The sequence below is a fragment of the Nocardioides sp. genome (assembly GCF_050699375.1).
Taxonomy (GTDB): Bacteria; Actinomycetota; Actinomycetes; order Propionibacteriales; family Nocardioidaceae; genus Nocardioides.
In genome coordinates, this window is sequence record NZ_JBOHDN010000305.1 from 1 (window position 1) to 19021 (window position 19021).

The window sequence follows — 19021 nt, forward strand, 5'->3', positions numbered from 1 at the left end:
GCGGATAGACGATCCCGCACAGCAGGGTCGCGGCGATGAGGACGCGGATCCCGGCGAGCGAGTGGCGTAGCAGTGCGAAGAGATCTGACATGTTCACAGTCCTGGGATGAGGGAGATGACGAGGTCGAGCAGCTTGATCCCGACGAACGGCACGATCAGGCCACCGACGCCGTAGAGCAGCAGGTTGCGACGCAGCAGCGCCGAGGCCGAGGACGGCCGGTAGTCGACGCCACGCAGCGCCAACGGGATCAGCCCGATGATGATCAGGGCGTTGAAGACCACCGCGGAGACGATCGCCGACTCCGGCGAGGAGAGCCGCATGATGTTGAGGACGTCCAGCACGGGGAAGACCCCCACGAACATCGCCGGCAGGATCGCGAAGTACTTCGCGACGTCGTTGGCCACCGAGAAGGTGGTCAACGCGCCCCGGGTGATCAGCAGCTGCTTGCCGATCTCGACCACATCGATCAGCTTGGTCGGGTCGGAGTCGAGGTCGACCATGTTGCCGGCCTCCTTGGCAGCGGTCGTCCCGGTGTTCATCGCGACGCCGACGTCGGCCTGGGCGAGCGCGGGCGCGTCGTTGGTGCCGTCACCACACATCGCGACCATCCGCCCGCCACGCTGCTCGCGCCGGATCAGCGCGAGCTTGTCCTCCGGGGTCGCCTCGGCGAGGAAGTCGTCGACGCCAGCCTCCTTGGCGATGGCCGCGGCGGTGGCCGCGTTGTCGCCGGTGATCATCACCGTCTTGATGCCCATCGCGCGAAGCTCGTCGAACCGTTCGCGGATGCCGTCCTTGACCACGTCCTTGAGATGTACGACGCCCAGCACCCGTGCCGGGTCGCTGTTGCGGTGCTCGGCGACGACGAGCGGGGTGCCGCCGCTCTCGGCGATCTCGGCGACGATCACCGCGGTCTCCGGGGGCACCTGGCCGCCGTGCTCGTGGACCCAGGCCGTCACCGCGGAGGCGGCACCCTTGCGTACGTCCAGGCTGGGGCTGTCCAGACCGGACATCCTTGTCGTCGCCGAGAACTCGACCATCGTGGCCTCTTCCGGCCCGCCCATGGTCCGCCCGACGAGCGTGAGGATGCTCCGTCCTTCCGGGGTCTGGTCGGAGAGGCTGGCCAGGACCGCGGCGTTCTCGGCACCGGTCAGCGTGACCCCGGTGACCGGGATGACCTCGTACGCCTGCCGGTTGCCGTACGTGATCGTGCCGGTCTTGTCGAGCAGGAGCAGGTCGACGTCACCGGCCGCCTCTACGGCCCTTCCCGACATCGCCAGGACGTTGCGGCGTACGAGCCGGTCCATGCCGGCGATGCCGATGGCGCTCAGCAGCGCGCCGATGGTGGTCGGGATCAGGCAGACCAGCAGGGCGGTCAGGACGAGCCACGACTGGTGCGCGCCGGAGTAGTCGGCCAGGTAGTAGAGGCTCCCGCAGACGACCACGAAGACGACGGTCAGGCTGGTCAGGAGCACGTTGAGCGCGATCTCGTTCGGCGTACGCTGCCGCTCCGACCCCTCGACCAGGGCGATCATCCGGTCCACGAAGGAGTGCCCCGGGTCGGAGGTGATCCGGACGACGATCCGGTCCGAGAGGACCAGGGTGCCGCCCGTGACCGCTGACCGGTCGCCGCCGGACTCGCGGATCACCGGAGCCGACTCGCCGGTCACGGCTGACTCGTCGACGCTGGCGACCCCCTCGATGACGTCGCCGTCACCGGGGATCCGCTCACCGGCCTCGACCACGACGAGGTCGCCGGCTCGCAGGTCGGTCGAGGCGACGAGCTCCTCGGCGCCGCCCTCTCCGACAGCCCCACCGCGCAGGCGGCGCGCGGTGGTCTCGGTCTGCAGGGCACGCAGGCTGGCCGCCTGGGCCTTGCCGCGGCCCTCGGCGACCGACTCGGCCAGGGCACCGAAGACGACGGTGAGCCAGAGCCAGACGGTGACCAGCCAGCCCATCACGGACGGGTCGAGGATCGACATGACGGTCGTGGCGGCCGCACCGATCTCGACCACGAGCATGACCGGCGTGGTCACCAGCCTGCGGGGATCGAGCTTGCGCAGCGCGCTGGGAATCGCCTCGGCGACCTGCTTGGCGGTGAGCCCCGAGGACGCTGCCTCGACGTCGGTGTGGTGCTCGGTGTGTTCTTCAGGGGTACGTACGGAGGTCTGGGTCATGACAGGGACTCCACGATCGGGCCCAGCATGAGAGCCGGGACGAAGGTAAGGCCGACGACGACCAGCGCGACGCCGGTCAGCAGGCCGACGAACAGCGGGCGGTGGGTGGGCAGGGTGCCGGCGTTGCTCGGCAGCCGGTTGGCGCTCGCGAACCGGCCGGCCAGGGCGAGCACGAAGATCATCGGCACGAACCGGCCCAGCAGCATCAGCATCCCGAGCAAGGTGTTCCAGAACGGGGTTCCGGAGGTGATCCCGGCGAAGGCCGAGCCGTTGTTGTTCGAGGCGCTCGTGACGGCGTACAGCGCCTCGGAGAAGCCGTGCGGGCCGTCGGCCGAGAGGCCGGCCAGCCCCGCCGGAGCGGTGAGCGCGATCGCCGCGCCGACGAGCACCAGGATCGGCGTGGTCAGGATGTAGACCGCGACGAGCACCATCTCGTCACGGCTGATCTTCTTGCCGAGGTACTCAGGCGTACGTCCCACCATCAGGCCGCACAGGAAGACCGTGACCACGGCGAGCATGAGCATGCCGTAGAGACCGGAGCCGACGCCGCCGGGCGCGATCTCGCCGAGCATCATCCCGAACAGCGCGACGCCGCCACCGGGTGCCGTCAGGCTCTCGTGCATCCCGTTGACGGCACCGGTCGAGGTGCCGGTGGTGGCGGCGGCGAAGAGCGCTGTGGCGGCCTCGCCGAAGCGGGTCTCCTTGCCCTCCATCGCGGCCCCGGCCAGCTGCGGGGCGGTGCCCGGACCGGCCATCTCCGCCCAGGTCAGCAGGGTGATGCCGACGGTGAGGAGGGTGCCCATCGTGGCCACCACCGCGCCGCCTTGACGCTTGTCCTTGACGATCAGGCCGAAGACCCAGGCCATCGAGAACGGCAGCACGAGGATCGCCCAGATCTCGAGCAGGTTGGTGAACGGGTTGGGGTTCTCGAAGGGGTGGGCGGAGTTGACGTTGTAGAACCCGCCGCCGTTGGTGCCGAGCTCCTTGATCGCCTCCTGGCTGGCCACGGGGCCGCCGGTCAGGGGCTGGGTGCCGCCGGTCAGCGTGGTCATCTCGTGCACGGCGTGCAGGTTCTGCACCGCCCCGGCCGCGACCAGCACGATCGCTACCACGAACGCCGCCGGCAGGAGGACCCGAACCGTCGTACGCACCAGATCGACCCAGAAGTTGCCGATCCTTCCCTGGTTGCGGGCGCGGGCGAGCCCGCGCGCGAAAGCTGCGGCGACGGAGAGACCGACCGCGGCGGAGACGAAGTTCTGCACCGCGAGCCCGGACATCTGGATCAGGTGGCCGGCGGCCGCCTCGCCGGAGTACCACTGCCAGTTGGTGTTGGTCACGAACGAGACGGCCGTGTTCCAGGCGCCGGCGCTGGGCAGGGGGTCGAACCCGCCGTCCAGCGGCAGCCACTGCTGCAGCCGGCCGAAGGCGAAGAGGAACAGGATCCCGACCAGCGAGAAGCCCAGCGCCGACATCGCGTACGAGCGCCAGTGCTGGTCGGCCTCGGCGTCGACCTTGAGGACCTTGAAGGCCACCTTCTCGGCGCGTAGGTGCCTGGGGCTGGTGTAGATGTGGGCGAGGTAGCGGCCCAGGAGCGGCACGCCGAGCGCGAGCGCGGCCACCAGAGCCAGGATCTGCAGCACGGCTGCGACCGTGGCGCTCATCGGGCAGCTCCGGAGATCGGGCCGTCGTGGGAGACGCTCGCGCTCGCGGGCTCAGCGGCGGCGACGCCAGGAGCTGCGGGGGCGATGCCGGCGTCGACGCGTTCGTCGGCCACGCCCAACCGGCCGTCGATCAGACCGACCAGCAGGGCGAGCCCGGCGAAGCCCGCGAGCGTGAGGAGGACATAGATGAGATCTGACACGCCTCCATTCCAGACCCGGATCCGGGCCTGACGGCCGACCTTGACGGTTCCCTTACGCCGGCAGGGACGGCATTGACGGCTCCTTGACCGGGTAGCCCGCGCGGAGGTCGTGCCCCGTTGACACGAAGGCTCAGGAAACGCTGACAAAGGTCCCAATTGCTCGACAACCGACGCAAGCGCTGGGAGGCTACTGGCCTCAAGCAGAACATTCGAGCATCACAGTGATCACGGAGGACGCATGCGGGCAGTTCAGCGGGCCATCGTCGCGATCGGGATGGTGCTCGTCGCCGCCGTCGCGTTCGCTCTGCTTCTCGGGGGCCCTCGCTCGACCGGACCGGACACGGCCGACTCTCCGCAGCAGGCCGACACTGCCCAGAAGCCACCCGCCCCGGACGGACCTCCCGAGCCGGTCGACGCCGCCAAGGACACCTCGGTGGGCACGCTGCGACCCTCGTCCGACGCCTCGCTCGATGGCCAGATGGTCTCGCGCGACCTGATCGCGCCCCCTGAGGCCGATGGCGCCCAGGATTCCGCCGATCGCACACCACCGAAGGCGCCGAAGGCTCGCGCCGAGCAGCCGGCCTCCGGGCACCTCGCCGCCGCACGCGAGCGGAACGGCGGCACGTCCCAGGACGGCTGGCGCTGGGAGGGTCGCGAGCCCGAGTGGGGCGACTGGGAGGACTGGGCCGACTGGGCCGAGCGCAACCGCCCCGACGGCGACCGTGATCGAGACCGTGAAGGCGACCGTGAAGGTCACGACGACTACGACTGGCGCGACTAGGAGATCGCGATCTCTGAGCGCCCTTGCTAGACGACGCTCTCGACGGCCGCGCGCACCTGCGGGCTGGGCTCGACGGACTTCCCGGTCTCGAGGTCGTAGAAGACCAGCGTGACCTGTCCGCGGGCGAGCCGGGTCTCACCGTCGGCGATCTCTGACTCGATCGTCATCGACTTGGTCCCCAGCCGGGAGACGTAGCTCCACACGTCGTACGGCTGCGAGCGGGCGAGGACCGGCGCCTGGTAGGTGACGTCGGTCTGGGCGACCACGACGGCCGGCCAGGTCTCGATCCCGTGGTGCGAACGCAGCCGCTGCATCAGCGCCACCCGCGACTCCTGGAAGTACTCGAAGTACTTCACGTTGTTCACGTGCCCGTAGGCGTCGACGTCGGAGAAACGCACGTAGAGCGGGAAGTGCCCGCGCTCGAGCCGCTTGGTGTCACCGAAGGCGAGCGGCTTCGACGGGACCCCGGACGGGTAGAGCTCGAGGTAGGGCTCGAGGTTGGCCTTCTCCTCCGGCTTGAGCCGGCGCGGCGACTCGGTGGCGAAGACGTACGGCGCCAGGACCGTGCTGGCCCGCACGAAGACCTTGCGGCTGCCGTCCGGGTTCTCCCGGAAGATCTCGTACGCCATCGTGAAGCTCGCCGCCCGGATCTCGGTCACCCACGACTCGACGTAGACGGGCTTGAAGTCGAACAGCAAGGGAGCGACGTACGTGACCTGGTGGCTGGCCACCACGACACCCTCGGCGAGGCCCTGGGTCTGAGGGCTGCGGGCGTGGGTGCGCATCATGTCGACGCGCGCCTCTTGGAGGTAGTCGACGTAGACAACATTGTTGACGTGGCCCAGCATGTCGAGGTCGGCCCATCGCATGGGGCATTCGTAGAGGTGGCGCACGCGGCCGATCCTTCCAGATGTCGTTGGGCACTGGGCCTGGTCTCACAGCCGAGTCCGGGCGAGTATGGTGTCGAACACATCGTTTTCTACTCACCAGTAACCGGGAGTCTTCATGCCTGAGGCAGTCATCGTCGCCGCCGCCCGTACCCCGATCGGGCGAGCCAACAAGGGATCTCTGAAGGACTTCCGTCCCGACGACCTCGCCGCTCTCATCACCAAGGAAGCCGTCGGCAAGGTCGCGGGCCTCGACCCCAACGACATCGACGACCTGCTGCTGGGCTGCGGCCTGCCGGGCGGAGAGTCCGGCAACAACATGGGCCGCGTGGTCTCCGTGCTGAACGGCTGGGACAAGGTGCCCGGCGCGACCATCACCCGCTACTGCTCCTCCTCTGTGCAGACCTCGCGGATGGCGCTGCACGCGATCAAGGCCGGCGAGGCCGACATCATCGTCTCCGCCGGTGTCGAGACCGTGTCCCGCTTCGTCAAGGGCACCTCGGACCACCTGCCCGACACCGTCAACCACCTCTTCGACGACGCTCAGACGCGGACGACCGCGACGGCTGGGTCGAACGAGAAGTGGCACGACCCGCGCGAGAACGGGCTGCTGCCCGACGTCTACATCGCCATGGGCCAGACCGCGGAGAACCTCGCGACGTCGCGCGGCATCACGCGGGCGGAGATGGACGAGTTCGGCGTACGTTCGCAGAACCTCGCCGAGAAGGCCATCGCCGACGGCTTCTGGGCCCGCGAGATCACCCCGGTCACCACCCCGTCCGGCGACGTGGTCTCGGCCGACGACGGCCCCCGCGCCGGCGTGACCCTCGAGGGCGTCTCCGGGATGAAGCCGGTCTTCCGCGAGGACGGCACGGTCACCGCCGCCAACTGCTGCGCGCTCAACGACGGCGCTGCCGCGGTCGTGGTCATGTCCGACACCAAGGCCGCCGAGCTCGGCGCCAAGCCGCTGGCCCGGATCGTGTCCACAGGTGTCTCCGGCCTCTCCCCCGAGATCATGGGCCTCGGCCCGGTCGAGGCGACCAGGAACGCACTGAAGTACGCCGGCATGTCGATCGGCGACATCGACCTGGTCGAGATCAACGAGGCCTTCGCGGCTCAGGTGATCCCGTCCTACCAGGACCTCGGCATCGACCTCGACCGCCTCAACATCAACGGCGGCGCCATCGCCGTCGGTCACCCCTTCGGCATGACCGGTGCTCGCCTGCAGAACACCATGCTCAACAGCCTCGACTGGCACGACAGGACCACCGGTCTGATCACCATGTGCGTCGGTGGCGGCCAGGGCATGGCGATGATCCTCGAGCGCATCTGATCCACCCAGCACATCCCGAGCGGAGCCCGCGCGTCACAGACGCGCGGGCTCCTGCGTCTCCAGGGGACGGATGCCGTTCACGGCCGGGGTGATCCGGCGCTCGAGCCGCATCGCACCGGCGGCGATCCCGACAGAGCCGACCACCATCAGCGCGATGAACACCGTCGACTGATGGTGCTCGAGCAGGAATCCGGCCAGGACCGGGCCGATGATCGCCCCGGTCTGGAACGAGGCCGAGTTGATCGCGTTGTAGCGCCCGCGCAGGTGGTCGGGAGCCATGTCGTTGGTCAGGGCCGGGAAGGCGGACTGCATCAGCGTCTCGCCGAGCGCGAAGAAGAGCCCCTGGAACGCGACCACGCCGACGATCGCCGCGACCGATCCCGGGACCAGGCCGGTGGCGCCGAACACCGTCCAGGCGAAGGCCCAGGTCACCGCGGTGGCGATCAGCACCCGCGTACGCCGCTTTCCGCTGACCCGGTTCATCACCCAGAACTGGGCGAGCACGATCACCGCGCAGTTCACCACGAACGCGAACCCGATGACCCGGGTGGAGACCTCGGCGATCTGGCGCGAGTAGGCCGGGAACCCGCTCTCGATCTGGCCGTAGCCCAGCGTCGAGAGCAGCACCCCGATCACCACCAGCCAGACGACCTCGGGGCGACGCAGGATCGTGGCGTACGACGCGGTCGCGTGCGGCTCGTCAGCGGCCGGTCGCGCGGCCCGACCGTGCAGATGACGCAGCGGGCCGAGCAGGACGAGCGCCGGGACCGTGAAGGTGGCGGCGTTGGCCAAGAAGGCGTAGGTGAACGTCTCGGGCCGGGTCACGTCGATGAAGAGACCACCGATGACACCACCGACGCCGATGCCGAGGTTGATCAGGGCGAAGTTGACCCCGTAGTAACGCTGACGCAGATCACCCTGGACCACGGTTGCCACCAAGGCGTTGGCGGCCGGCCAGGACACTCCGGCCTGGACACCCAGGAGGCACAGCGCCGCGCCGGCCAGCACCGGCGTGGTGGCGAAGGCGAGCATGACATCGCCCGCGATCGCGCAGACCAGGCCGCCGAGGATGACCGGGCGAGCTCCGTACCTGTCGATCAGTGATCCCGCGGGCCCGGTCACCACGAAGCCGACGATGGCGATCAGGCCCATCAGGGTGCCGGCGAGGCCGAGGGCGAAGCCGCGTACCTCATGTAGGTAGATGATCGTGAACGGCAACGTCATGCCGCGACCCAGGAGCTGGATCGCGACCGTCGCCAGGAGCCAACGGCCTTCCCGCGGCAGTGCGGCTATGAAGTCACGAAGACCGAGAGCGGGGGGAGTCGACACGACCCAATCTTCGCCTTGACCACCGGACCCTGGCGAATGGTTTCCCGCGGCGCCTCCATCGTTGGATGGGTGCCAGTGCGCGCAATGCCTCGCGGGCACGGCTAACGTAACTCCCGTGGGGGATCAGACTCGGTGGTTGAACGAGGAGCAGCAACGCTCCTGGCGTGCGCTGATGATGGGGATGACCCTGCTCAACGACCGCCTGGACGCTGACCTACGCGCCGGCTTCGACCTCTCGTTGCCGGAGTACGAGGTCATGGTGCGCCTCTCCGAGAACGACGGCGCCATGCGCATGGCCCAGCTCGCCGACTCCCTGGCTCACTCCCGCTCGCGGATCACCCACACCATCACCCGGATGGAGCGCGCCGGGCTCGTCGAACGCCGCAGCTCCACCGACGACGGCCGCGGCCGCGTCGCAGCCCTCAGCGACCGCGGCTTCGAACTGCTCCGCGAAGCCGCCCCCATCCACGTCAAGGGCGTACGCGACTACCTCATCGACCTCGTCGGCGAAGACGACTTCGCCGCCCTCGGGCGCGTCATGAACACCGTCTCCGACCAGCTCGTCGGCGACCGCCCCAGCATCGAGATGCGCTAACCCCCGTTGCCGAGTCGGCGCAACTGCCCCACGCAGAACCCCCGAGTCGGCGCTAATGTCCCACGCAGAACCCCCGAGTCGGCGCTAATGTCCCACGCGGAGCGGTCGAGTCGGCGCTAATGTCCCACGCGGAGCGGTCGAGTCGGCGCTAATGTCCCACGCGGAGCGGTCGAGTCGGCGCTAATGTCCCGCGAGCAGACGCAGAGAGGCTCGATCTTGGGACAGACGCGCCGACTCGACCCGATCACGCGGGACAGACGCGCCGACTCAGCATCCGATCTTGGGACAGACGCGCCGACTCAGCCCGATCACGCGGGACAGACGCGCCGACTCGACCCGATCACGTGAGACAGACGCGCCGACTCGGCGCCCTCACATGGGACAGACGCGCCGACTCGGCGTCCGATCTTGGGGCAGACGGGCCGAGTCGGCGGGAGTCGGGTCGGGTCAGTCGCGGGTGAGGCGACGGTGGGTGACGCGGTGGGGGCGGGCGGCTTCTTGGCCGAGGCGCTCGATCTTGTTGGCCTCGTAGGACTCGAAGTTACCCTCGAACCAGAACCACTCGCCCTCCTTCTCCTCGGTACCTTCCCAGGCAAGGATGTGGGTGGCGATACGGTCGAGGAACCAGCGGTCGTGGGAGGTGACCACGGCGCAGCCCGGGTAGTCGAGCAGCGCGTCCTCGAGCGCGGAGAGCGTCTCTACGTCCAGGTCGTTGGTCGGCTCGTCGAGCAGCAGCATGTTGCCACCCTGCTTCAGGGTGAGCGCCAGGTTGAGCCGGTTGCGCTCACCACCGGAGAGTACGCCGGCCTTCTTCTGCTGGTCGGGACCCTTGAAGCCGAACGAGGCGACGTAGGCCCGCGAGTTCATCTCGAAGTTGGCGACCTTGATGAAGTCCAGGCCGTCGGAGACGACCTCCCAGACGTTCTTGTTGGGGTCGATGCCGCCGCGGCTCTGGTCGACGTAGGAGATCTTCACCGTCTTGCCGACGTTGAGCTCACCCGCGTCGGGCTCCTCGGAGCCGGTGATCATCCGGAACAGGGTGGTCTTGCCGACGCCGTTGGGGCCGACGATGCCGACGATGCCGGCGCGCGGGAGCGAGAAGGAGATGTCGTCCCACAGGGTGCGACCCTCGCCCTGCTCATTTCTGTAGGCCTTGACCAGCCCCTTGGCCTCCATCACCAGGTCACCCAGTCGCGGACCCGGCGGGATGTTGATGTCAGCGGTGTCGATCTTGCGGGCCTTGTCGGCCTCCGCGGCCATCTCCTCGTAGCGAGCCAGACGCGACTTCGACTTGGTCTGGCGGGCCTTGGCGTTGGAGCGGACCCACTCCAGCTCCTTCTCGAGCATCCTGGCGCGCTTGGCGTCCTTGAGGCCCTCGACCTTGAGACGGTCCTTCTTGGTCTCCAGGTAGGTCGAGTAGTTGCCCTCGTAGCCGTGGACCGAGCCGCGGTCGACCTCGGCGATCCACTCGGCGACGTTGTCGAGGAAGTAGCGGTCGTGGGTGACGGCCAGGACGGCGCCCTTGTAGCTCTTGAGGTGACCCTCCAGCCACTGCACCGACTCGGCGTCGAGGTGGTTGGTGGGCTCGTCGAGCAGCAGCAGGTCGGGCTCCTGCAGGAGCAGCTTGCACAGCGCGACCCGGCGACGCTCACCACCGGAGAGGTTGTCGACGATCGCGTCCCCAGGAGGGCAGCGCAGCGCGTCCATCGCCTGCTCCAGCTTGGAGTCGATGTCCCACGCGTTGACATCGTCCAGGTAGGTCTGGAGATCGCCGGTCTCGGCCATCAGGGCGTCCTGGTCGGCGTCGGGGTCGCCCATCTCCATGTAGGCGTCCTCGAGGCGCTTCATCTTCGCCTTGATCTCGCCGACGGCTTCCTCGACGTTCTCGAGGACGGTCTTGCCCTCGGTGAGCGGCGGCTCCTGCTGGAGCATCCCGACGGTCGCGTCCTGGTCGCGGACGATGTCGCCGTTGTTGGGGTGGTCAAGCCCTGCCATCAGCTTGAGCAGGGAGGACTTACCCATGCCGTTCGGGCCGACCACGCCGATCTTGGCACCGTGCAGGAACGATTGGGTGACATTGTCGAGGACGACCTTGTCGCCATGGGCCTTGCGCACATTGCGCAGGGAAAGGATGTAGTCGGCCATGGCTCCACCCTAATGAGGGAGAGGCACGCCGGTACAACCGGCGCACCCCGGCGCCGCCCTATCCGGCCCAGCGCGGGCCCACCTCATCTCAGGCCGCGGCGGACGGCTTCTCCTCGGTCATCCCCTCGGTATCGTCCGAGGCGGTGTCCTGAGCTTGGCGAAGGGGTGCTGACTTCTCCCATGGGTCCGAGCCTGCGTCCGTGCCCGGACCACGCCAGTCGGAGACAGGGTCGCGGTCCTCGTCCTCGTGGCGAGGCTCCGGGGCGGCTGCGGCGGCCAACGAACGCGGGTTGCGCGAGAGACTGGTCAGGCCCCGGTTGAGGTCGTGGCCGACGACGTTCGCCTCGACCTCGAAGGTGTTGACCTCGAGGCCGTCCTTGTTGACGTAGCTGCGGGCCGTCAGCCGCCCCTGGACGACCACCGGATCACCCTTGCGCAGCGAGCGCCCGACGTTCTCCCCCAGCTGGCGCCAGGCGCTCACCGTGAACCACTGCGTCACGCCGTCGCTCCACTCGCCGGTGGACCGGTTGAGCTTCCGCGGCGTGCACGCCATCCGGAAGTTCGCCACCGAGACCTCGCCGACGCTCCGCACGATGGGATCAGCGCCGACGTAGCCGCGCATGGTGATGATCGAGTCGTTCATCGTTGTCTCCTCAGTGTTCGCGCCCGCCTGATGCGGGCGTTCGGAGACAACCCTGCGCTCGGCCACCGACAGTTTCCGGCGACGTACGCCTGCCTGTGGATAACCCTGGACCGAACCACGCCTGTGGATGGTGATCGGCCCGGATCAGAGCCGAATCACAAGGCGCGCCCGGTCAGCGCAGCGCTTTGGCAACCCCGTGACGCAGCGAGGTGTAGGCCGCCAGCTCCGTCTCGATCGGGTCGACGACGAGCTCACGGGAGACCTCGGAGACCGCGGTACGCAGCCGCCCGTCGGCCGCGCGCGCCCGACGTCTGGCAGTGCCGATCACCATCAGATGACACACGCACCACAGCACCAGTCCGAGTCCGACCCCGCCGATGAGCAGCACGTACGGGAGCTCGACCCCTGCGAGCGAGGGCGTCGCCTCACCCACTGCCGGCCCGGAGAGCAGCAGCGCGAGCGACCACACCAGCCCGACAGCGGCGATCACGATCAGCGCCCACTGGAGCACCTTCACCAGCCCGGTCCACAGCGGCAGCCGCTCCGCGTTGAGGTCGACACCGCCGACCGAGGAGTCGAGCTTGTCGGCGAGATCACCCATCCGCGAGACCGACGCCCGCCGGATCGCCTCCCGCCACGGCGTGGCGAGCCCGGCACCGGCCTCATCGGCGAGCATCCGGACCTCGGTGTCCACCCGCGCCCGCTCGACGGCGGTGGTCTGCGGCAGCGAGGTGCGGGCGCGCCCGGCCAGCTGCGTCGCCTCCTCACCCAACGCCAGATGCAGTCGCTTCAACGGGTCCGGCTTCAACCGCGCAACCCACGAGATCAGCGGCCAGCCCGTGGCCGCACGGGCCCGGGTGCGTACGGATCTCTCGACCGCGTCCACCACCGTCGGCACCCCGGCAGCCTCGGAGATGGCGTCCTCGAGCGCCTCGACCCGCGGCTTGGCCAGCGAGCGCGGCTTGGCATCACCGGACGCTTTCGCGAGCTTGACGGCGGCAGTCTTGATGTCGGCCGAGAGCCGGGACTTGTTCGCGCGCTTCGCCGCAGCCCGCTGGGCGATCTCCGTCTTGAGCTGCGGGACCCCCCAGCCGAGCTTGGCCGAGACCGGGATCACCGGGACGTTGCGCAGCCCGTCCTGGTCGAGCAGACGGCGTACGTCACCCAGCATCGACTCACGGCGGTCCTCGGGAACCCGGTCGATGTGGTTGAGCACCACGACCATGATCTCCGAATGAGTACGCAGAGGCTGCAAGTAGCGGTCGTGGATGGCCGCGTCGGCGTACTTCTGCGGGTCCAGCACCCAGACCAGCATGTCGGCGAGCTCGACGAGACGGTCGACCTCGAGATGATGGGACAGCTCCGTGGAGTCGTGGTCGGGCAGGTCCAGCAGGACCACACCGTCGAGCTCGTGACCCTCACGGCGGGTGTCGAGCATCGAGTCGCGGGTGGTCTGATGGCGCTCGGGGATACCGAGCCACTCGAGCAGCTCCTGAGCCCCCTCCGAGCCCCACACGCAGGCGGTCGCCCAGGACGTGGTCGGCCGGCGGACCCCGACAGCGGACAGCTCGAGCCCGGTCAGCGAGTTGAAGGTCGACGACTTGCCCGAGCCGGTCGCGCCGGCGACCCCGACGACCGTGTGGTCTGCGGAGAGCTTCAGGCGTCCCTGTGCCTTGATGACGACCGCACGGGCGTCCTCGACGATCTCGTCGTCGAGGCGCCCCGTCGCGGCTCCGGTGGCAGCGGTCAGTCCGTCCAGTCGCTCACCGAGGTCTCCACCCCGGCTGACCAGGTTCTTTGCACCTTCGAGCAGGCCGCTCAATGCTCCCCCTTCAAATCCCTGACAAAGTCTCTCAGCTATCGCCGCGCTGGCTGGCGAACCGAGCGTCGCCGACCTTCCGCGCGGCGTGGCGCAGTCGCTCCGGCGCACCCTGGTCGATCTGCAGCGCGTCGACCTGGCCGGTGTAGCGCGCACGCTCCTCGTCCACGAGCGCCACGATGCGAGCCTCCAGCGCCTCGCGCGCCTTGGCCGCGAGCCCGCGTACGGCTTGGTCTCCGAAGACCGCCTCCAGCAGCTTCTGACCGAGCAGGAGCGTGCCGCCGGCGATGCCGACCTCGGCACCGACCAGCGCGCCGCCGGTCGAGGCGAAGACGACCACCATCAGCGCGACCCCGAGGCCGTTCACCCCGTAGGAGAGGAACTTCGCGGTCGTACGTTTGTCCTGGCCCTCGCTGCGTACCATCTCGAGCACGTCCTGCTGCCAGTCGCGCACCGCGCGCTCGGCCTTGGGCCTCAGCGCGCGTGAGGCGCGCCCGAGGTCGGAGGGACCGGCGGCGAGCACCCCGCGTCCCGCGGGGCTCATCTGCCAGGCCGACTCCGCCTTCTCGGCGGCGGTCTCGCACGTCTCCAGGATCAGCATCTCCAGGCCACCCTGGACGGCGGCGGTCACCCGTTCCGCCTGCTGCGGCTTGCCCTTGAACGACCCGAGGATCTTGTCGCGAAGCATCCCGACCCGGGTCTCCAGCGCCTTGAGGATCTCGCCGGTCCCGACGAACTCCTGCCAGCGCGCGAGCACCTCGCCGCGCAGCAGCGTGCCGTCGGCGGTCGCCTCCATGATCGACTTGAGCGCCTCGTCGTAGGTCATGTCGGCGTCCGTACGCAGCCGCTGCGCGGCCTCGCCCTGACCGTCCGCGGTGTCGGCGATCGGGTGGACCTCGAGGGTCAGCGCCCGCACCGCACCGTCCAGGGTCTGGGTGACGACCTGATGCCGCGCGGTGGCGTCGTCGGCGAGCATGTCGAGCCAGGCACGGACCTCGGCGACATGATCGGCCGGCAGCAGCCCCTGCTCGGAGACCTCGCCCTCGTGGACGATGAACAGCGGGGAGTCCTTCAGCCCACGCGAGGCGAGCATCCGGGCCAGGTGGCCGGCGACGGTCTGGACGGCGTCGGTCGGGGTGCGGTCGAGCACCACCGCCACCGCGGTGGAGCGGTTGGCGGCGAGCTGGAGGAACTCCCAGGGCACCTGGTCGGCGTAGCGCGCGGCCGAGGTGACGAAGATCCACAGGTCGGCGGCGGCGAGCAGCTCGGCCGCCAGCACCCGGTTGGCCTTCTCGACCGAGTCGACGTCGGGCGCGTCCAGGACCGCCAGCCCCGGGTGGAGCCGGTCGCTGGCGACCAGCTGCAGCGCACCGGGGTCGTTGGTCGGGTGCTCGACCCGCTCCAGCTCGGGCAGCAGGCGGTCCTGGCCGAACCAGCGGGCGTCGTCGGGGTTGTGGACGAGGACGGGCGATCGAGTCGTCGGCCGCAGCAGGCCGGGCGTGGTCACCTTGGTCCCGACCAGCGAGTTGACCAGTGTCGACTTCCCGGCGCCGGTGGAGCCGCCGACGACCGCGAGCAGCGGCGCGTCGATGGTCATCATCCGCGGGATCACGTAGTCCTCGAGCTGCTCGACCATGTTCTGTCGCGCGGCCCGCTGCTCCTCGGCGCCGGGCAGGTCCAGCGGCAGGGTCACCTCGGTCAGCGCCTGATGGAGCTGAACGAGCGAGGTCACCATCCGGTTGCTCTCGCCACCGGACGCCTCGATCTCCGCCCTCGCGGCCTCGAACTCCGTCGTCGGCTTCTCGGCGAGCATGCCCGCCGTCTGCGCCTCGTACGCCTTCGTCTCCGGAGCAGCCTCTGGAGCGGAGTCCGGGTGTGCTTGTTCCTCGGTCATCCCGTCATCACCCGTCCGCTCGGGAACGCGATGTGGGGACGTACCTCACCGATTCGGTCAACATATGCCCTCCCCCGAGCAGCAAAGTCCGGCGGCGGGTTGCCGCGTAGGTATCGCCAGTGCAGATATCCGAGCTCGATCGCAGCCTGCTGGTATTCACGCATCGCCGCAACCCCCTGTGCCCCTCCGTACGTCGCCGCGAACCGCCGTGCCTGCTCGCGGCCCCGCAGGTCCACGACCCAGCCGATGTCCGTGTAGGGGATCAGTCCGCGCTGGGACGCGTCGGTCAGGGACTGGGTCAGCATGGTCCGCTCCGACTTTCGCCGCCACACCGCGAAGATCACCATCGAGATGAACGCGGGCACCATCACCACGACGTACGCCAGCAGGAACCCGGCCCCGTCATAGAGCAGTGTGGAGCCGTTCCAGGTGCCGTGGGTGAGCACCGCGGCGACATAGCCCAGCAGCGGCGCCACCACCTTCAGCCACCGCTTCCGCGTCACCACCGCGACGCCGATGCCGATGCCGATGAACGCGGTGAAGAGCGGGTGCGCGAAGGGGCTGAACAAACAGCGCATCACGAAGACGACGGTGAACTCACCGATGTGCCCCGCGGAGCTGTCGCCCATCCCGGGCGTGCCGTTGTAGGTGCCGCCCAGGTAGAGGATGTTCTCGGTGAAGGCGAAGCCGATGCCGACCATGCCGGCGTAGACGATCCCGTCGAGCACACCGTCGATCAGATGGCGTCGCCAGACCAGCAGGACGAGCAGGAACAGGCCCTTGGCCGCCTCCTCGGTGACCGGAGCCACGACCGCGAGCTGGGTGGGCTGGCTCCAGCCCGCGACCAGCGCGCCGACGCTCTGCACGATCAGCGCGGCGGCCACCGCGACGAAGGCACCCCAGCCGAGGCCGAGCGCCAGCAGCGACTTCGGCTCGGGCTCGTAGCGGTCCAGCCACAGATAGGCATAGACCAGGGGCACCACCGGGATGGCCGCGAAGAGCACGCCGAGGATCGCACCGGTCGGCGCGAGGTGGTCGTTGACGACGCTCGTGCTCAGCAGGACGATCCCCAGAACAGGCAGCGAGGCAAGCACGACCAGCACGCCCACGACGATCGTGAACGTGCGGTTGCTTCTCGTCGGATCCTTCGGGATCGCCCCCATGCGCGCCAGACTATCGGGCAAGCCGACCAGACGTGGGAGGAGACACCGTTCGAGACGCCCCGGACCCCACGTGGCCAGGGAAGTGACGAGCGTCGGCGGCCCGGCGCGGCGTACGATTCCGGTATGAACGACGAAGGCGCCCCCATCCCTGCTGACGAACACACCGAGAGCCACGACCAGGTGGTACCGGAGGCCTGGTCCGCCTTCATGAGGGAGGGCTGGGACGACCGCGAGGAAGAGGTCCCCGAGCACTCGATCACCCCGTGGGCCGCGGCGCGCAGGGACAAGCTGGCCGGCATCTTCCCGGGCGAGCGCCTGGTCGTCCCGGCGGGCACCTACAAGACCCGCGCGAACGACACCGACTACCGCTTCCGCGCCGACACCGCTCACGTGCACCTCACCGGCAACCAGACCTCCGACGCCGTCGTGGTGATCGAGCCCGACGGCTCCTCGGTCCTGTACGCCCGCCCGCGCAGCGGTCGCGACACCGACGAGTTCTTCCGCGACCGTCAGTACGGCGCGCTCTGGGCGGGTGCGCGCCCCTCGGCGCGCGAGCTCTCGGACTCGCTGGGCATCGAGGTACGCCACGTCGACCAGCTCGAGTCGGCGCTGGGCGGCAACACCCCGACCCGGGTGCTTCGCGGCGTCTCGGCCGAGGTCGACAAGCTGGTCACGCCGTCCGACAAGAAGGAGTGGGACGGCGAGTTCGCCAGGACCCTCTCCGAGCTGCGCCTGGTCAAGGACGAGTGGGAGCTCAACGAGCTCAAGGAGGCGTGCGACATCACCGTGCGCGGCTTCACCGACTCGGTCCGCGAGTGGGATCAGGTGCTGAAGCACGGCGAGCGCTGGATCGAGGGCACCTTCTTCCGGCGCGCGCGTGCGGAGGGCAACGACCTCGGCTACGACTCGATCGTCGGCGGCGGCTCGCACGCCACCACGCTGCACTGGATCGACAACAACGGCCCGATCGTCCCCGGCGAGCTGGTGCTGCTCGACATGGGAGTGGAGGGCCACAACCTCTACACCGCCGACATCACCCGCACCCTCCCGATCTCGGGGAAGTTCACGTCGCTGCAGCGCAACCTCTACGAGCTGGTCTACAACGCCCAGCAGGCTGGCATCGAGGCCATCCGCCCGGGCGTGACGTTCCGGGCCGGCCACTTCGCCGCCATGGAGATCCTCGCTCACGGCCTCAACGACCTCGGGCTCCTTCCGGTCTCGGTGGACGAGGCGCTCTCCGAGGACAACAAGACCTACTCCCGCTGGACCCTCCACGGCGTCTCGCACATGCTCGGCCTCGACGTCCACGACTGCGCCTCCGCGTCGAAGGACACCTACATCGAGGGCCCGATCCAGGAGGGCATGGTGCTCACGGTCGAGCCGGGCCTCTACTTCCAGAAGGAGGACAAGCTCGTCCCCGAGGAGCTGCGCGGCATCGGCATCCGCATCGAGGACGACATCGTCGTCACCAAGGACGGCTCCGTGAACCTCTCCGCCGGCCTGCCTCGTACGGCCGCCGACGTCGAGGCGTGGATGGGTCAGTACCTCTGAGGTCATCGGCCCCGCTCGCTGCCGTCCTGCTGCTCGCGGGGCCGCTGGTCGCGTGCAGTGCCGGGCAGGCTCCGACCTCGGGGCCTGCCTCGTCCTCCGCGCCCGCCGCGTCAGCGCCGGCCTCTCCTTCGGCGGACGAGAGCGTCTTCGAGGGAGCCGTGGTCGGGATCGACCCGGGGCACAACAGCGGCAACGCGGGTGCGCCCGAGGTGATCAACGAGCCGGTCTGGAACGGGCGCTCGCAGAGTCCGTGCAACACCACCGGCACCGCGACCAACGACGGCTATCCCGAGCACGAATTCACCTGGGCCGTGGCCACGAAGCTGGCCGCCGACCTGCGTGAATCCGGCGCGAAGGTGGTCATGACCCGCAAGAACAACGACGGGGTCGGGCCGTGCATCGACAAGCGGGCGAAGATCATCAACGACGCGAAGGCAGACGTCGCGATCGACATCCACGCCGACGGTGCGGCCGATTCCGAACGCGGCTACTCGCTGCTGATCCCGGTCCCGTCCGGCTCCAACGACAAGGTCGTCGGGCCCTCACGACGCTATGCCGAGATGCTCCGCACCGAGATGAAGAGGACCGGCATGCCGCTGGCCACCTACCTCGGCGAGGGCGGCTTCGTGAAGCGTGACGACCTCGCCGGGCTCAACCTCACCACCGTGCCGCAGGTGCTGCTCGAGACGGGCAACATGCGCAACGCCGAGGATGCGCGACTGCTGAAGTCCGACCGGTTCCAGACGGCGACGGCCGCCGCCATCAAACGGGCGATGGCGGCGTACCTCCGCTCACGCTGACTCCGGAGACAAGAGATCGCGCGGGCTCTGCCCGCGCGATCTCTT

General features: G+C 69.1%; 15 protein-coding genes. 5 read left to right on the forward strand and 10 right to left on the reverse strand.

The window, feature by feature from the left end:
• Window positions 1–93 precede the first annotated feature (93 nt).
• The 3 genes from kdpB to ACRDPS_RS21750 are packed head-to-tail and all read right to left on the reverse strand — an operon-like array spanning window position 94 to window position 4036.
• The gene (kdpB, locus tag ACRDPS_RS21740) at window positions 94–2175 is read right to left on the reverse strand and encodes a potassium-transporting ATPase subunit KdpB (protein WP_431503750.1); all 2082 of its coding nucleotides are present in this window, start codon (window positions 2173–2175) and stop codon (window positions 94–96) included.
• On the reverse strand, window positions 2172–3836 hold the full coding sequence (gene kdpA / locus ACRDPS_RS21745) for a potassium-transporting ATPase subunit KdpA (protein ID WP_431503751.1): 1665 nt from the start codon (window positions 3834–3836) through the stop codon (window positions 2172–2174). The genes kdpB and kdpA overlap by 4 nt, the downstream gene beginning before the upstream one ends.
• On the reverse strand, window positions 3833–4036 hold the full coding sequence (locus tag ACRDPS_RS21750; RefSeq protein ID WP_431503752.1) for a hypothetical protein: 204 nt from the start codon (window positions 4034–4036) through the stop codon (window positions 3833–3835). The genes kdpA and ACRDPS_RS21750 overlap by 4 nt, the downstream gene beginning before the upstream one ends.
• Before the next feature lie 238 nt (window positions 4037–4274).
• Between ACRDPS_RS21750 and ACRDPS_RS21755 the strand changes: the two genes are divergently transcribed.
• Window positions 4275–4817, forward strand: a complete 543-nt coding sequence (locus ACRDPS_RS21755) for a hypothetical protein (protein ID WP_431503753.1) — start codon at window positions 4275–4277, stop codon at window positions 4815–4817.
• Window positions 4818–4843: 26 nt separating this feature from the next.
• Here ACRDPS_RS21755 and ACRDPS_RS21760 read toward each other — a convergent pair whose 3' ends face one another.
• Window positions 4844–5686: an acyl-CoA thioesterase gene (locus tag ACRDPS_RS21760; protein WP_431503754.1), complete on the reverse strand. Its 843-nt coding sequence runs from the start codon at window positions 5684–5686 to the stop codon at window positions 4844–4846.
• Window positions 5687–5822: 136 nt separating this feature from the next.
• Between ACRDPS_RS21760 and ACRDPS_RS21765 the strand changes: the two genes are divergently transcribed.
• A complete protein-coding gene (locus ACRDPS_RS21765; RefSeq protein ID WP_431503755.1) occupies window positions 5823–7037 on the forward strand; it encodes an acetyl-CoA C-acetyltransferase in 1215 nt (404 codons plus the stop codon).
• Between the two features lie 33 nt (window positions 7038–7070).
• On the opposite strand, the gene ACRDPS_RS21770 is transcribed toward ACRDPS_RS21765, so the two are convergent.
• Window positions 7071–8366, reverse strand: a complete 1296-nt coding sequence (locus tag ACRDPS_RS21770) for an MFS transporter (protein WP_431503756.1) — start codon at window positions 8364–8366, stop codon at window positions 7071–7073.
• A 136-nt stretch (window positions 8367–8502) separates the two neighbouring features.
• Between ACRDPS_RS21770 and ACRDPS_RS21775 the strand changes: the two genes are divergently transcribed.
• Window positions 8503–8961, forward strand: a complete 459-nt coding sequence (locus ACRDPS_RS21775; RefSeq protein WP_431503757.1) for a MarR family winged helix-turn-helix transcriptional regulator — start codon at window positions 8503–8505, stop codon at window positions 8959–8961.
• A 447-nt stretch (window positions 8962–9408) separates the two neighbouring features.
• On the opposite strand, the gene ettA is transcribed toward ACRDPS_RS21775, so the two are convergent.
• The 5 genes from ettA to ACRDPS_RS21800 all read right to left on the reverse strand — a co-directional run bounded on the left by ettA (window position 9409) and on the right by ACRDPS_RS21800 (window position 16625).
• Window positions 9409–11106, reverse strand: coding sequence for an energy-dependent translational throttle protein EttA (ettA, locus tag ACRDPS_RS21780; RefSeq protein WP_431503758.1), 1698 nt, complete (start codon window positions 11104–11106; stop codon window positions 9409–9411).
• Window positions 11107–11194: 88 nt separating this feature from the next.
• Window positions 11195–11749 carry a single-stranded DNA-binding protein gene (gene ssb / locus ACRDPS_RS21785; protein WP_431503759.1) on the reverse strand — a complete coding sequence of 185 codons (555 nt, stop codon included), beginning with the start codon at window positions 11747–11749 and terminating at the stop codon, window positions 11195–11197.
• 172 nt (window positions 11750–11921) lie between these two features.
• Window positions 11922–13571 carry a GTP-binding protein gene (locus ACRDPS_RS21790; RefSeq protein WP_431503760.1) on the reverse strand — a complete coding sequence of 550 codons (1650 nt, stop codon included), beginning with the start codon at window positions 13569–13571 and terminating at the stop codon, window positions 11922–11924.
• Between the two features lie 31 nt (window positions 13572–13602).
• Window positions 13603–15462 carry an ABC transporter gene (locus ACRDPS_RS21795; RefSeq protein ID WP_431503761.1) on the reverse strand — a complete coding sequence of 620 codons (1860 nt, stop codon included), beginning with the start codon at window positions 15460–15462 and terminating at the stop codon, window positions 13603–13605.
• Window positions 15459–16625: a PrsW family intramembrane metalloprotease gene (locus ACRDPS_RS21800; protein WP_431503762.1), complete on the reverse strand. Its 1167-nt coding sequence runs from the start codon at window positions 16623–16625 to the stop codon at window positions 15459–15461. The genes ACRDPS_RS21795 and ACRDPS_RS21800 overlap by 4 nt, the downstream gene beginning before the upstream one ends.
• Before the next feature lie 123 nt (window positions 16626–16748).
• On the opposite strand from ACRDPS_RS21800, the gene ACRDPS_RS21805 reads away from it, so the two are divergent.
• Together ACRDPS_RS21805 and ACRDPS_RS21810 are read left to right on the forward strand one after the other, a co-directional pair.
• Complete coding sequence (locus ACRDPS_RS21805; protein ID WP_431503763.1) at window positions 16749–18176, forward strand: aminopeptidase P family protein; 1428 nt, start codon at window positions 16749–16751, stop codon at window positions 18174–18176.
• Entirely contained in the window at window positions 18155–18976 is an 822-nt protein-coding gene (locus ACRDPS_RS21810) for an N-acetylmuramoyl-L-alanine amidase (protein ID WP_431503764.1), read from the forward strand. The genes ACRDPS_RS21805 and ACRDPS_RS21810 overlap by 22 nt, the downstream gene beginning before the upstream one ends.
• The last annotated feature ends 45 nt before the right edge of the window (window positions 18977–19021 follow it).

Coding starts and splice junctions, on each gene's coding strand:
- ACRDPS_RS21765 (WP_431503755.1), top strand. CDS start 5,823: ATGCCTGAGGCAGTCATCGTCGCCGCCGCCCGTACCCCGATCGGGCGA.
- kdpB (WP_431503750.1), bottom strand. CDS start 2,175: ATGACCCAGACCTCCGTACGTACCCCTGAAGAACACACCGAGCACCAC.
- ACRDPS_RS21800 (WP_431503762.1), bottom strand. CDS start 16,625: ATGGGGGCGATCCCGAAGGATCCGACGAGAAGCAACCGCACGTTCACG.
- ettA (WP_431503758.1), bottom strand. CDS start 11,106: ATGGCCGACTACATCCTTTCCCTGCGCAATGTGCGCAAGGCCCATGGC.
- ssb (WP_431503759.1), bottom strand. CDS start 11,749: ATGAACGACTCGATCATCACCATGCGCGGCTACGTCGGCGCTGATCCC.
- kdpA (WP_431503751.1), bottom strand. CDS start 3,836: ATGAGCGCCACGGTCGCAGCCGTGCTGCAGATCCTGGCTCTGGTGGCC.
- ACRDPS_RS21805 (WP_431503763.1), top strand. CDS start 16,749: ATGAACGACGAAGGCGCCCCCATCCCTGCTGACGAACACACCGAGAGC.
- ACRDPS_RS21795 (WP_431503761.1), bottom strand. CDS start 15,462: ATGACCGAGGAACAAGCACACCCGGACTCCGCTCCAGAGGCTGCTCCG.
- ACRDPS_RS21760 (WP_431503754.1), bottom strand. CDS start 5,686: ATGCGATGGGCCGACCTCGACATGCTGGGCCACGTCAACAATGTTGTC.
- ACRDPS_RS21755 (WP_431503753.1), top strand. CDS start 4,275: ATGCGGGCAGTTCAGCGGGCCATCGTCGCGATCGGGATGGTGCTCGTC.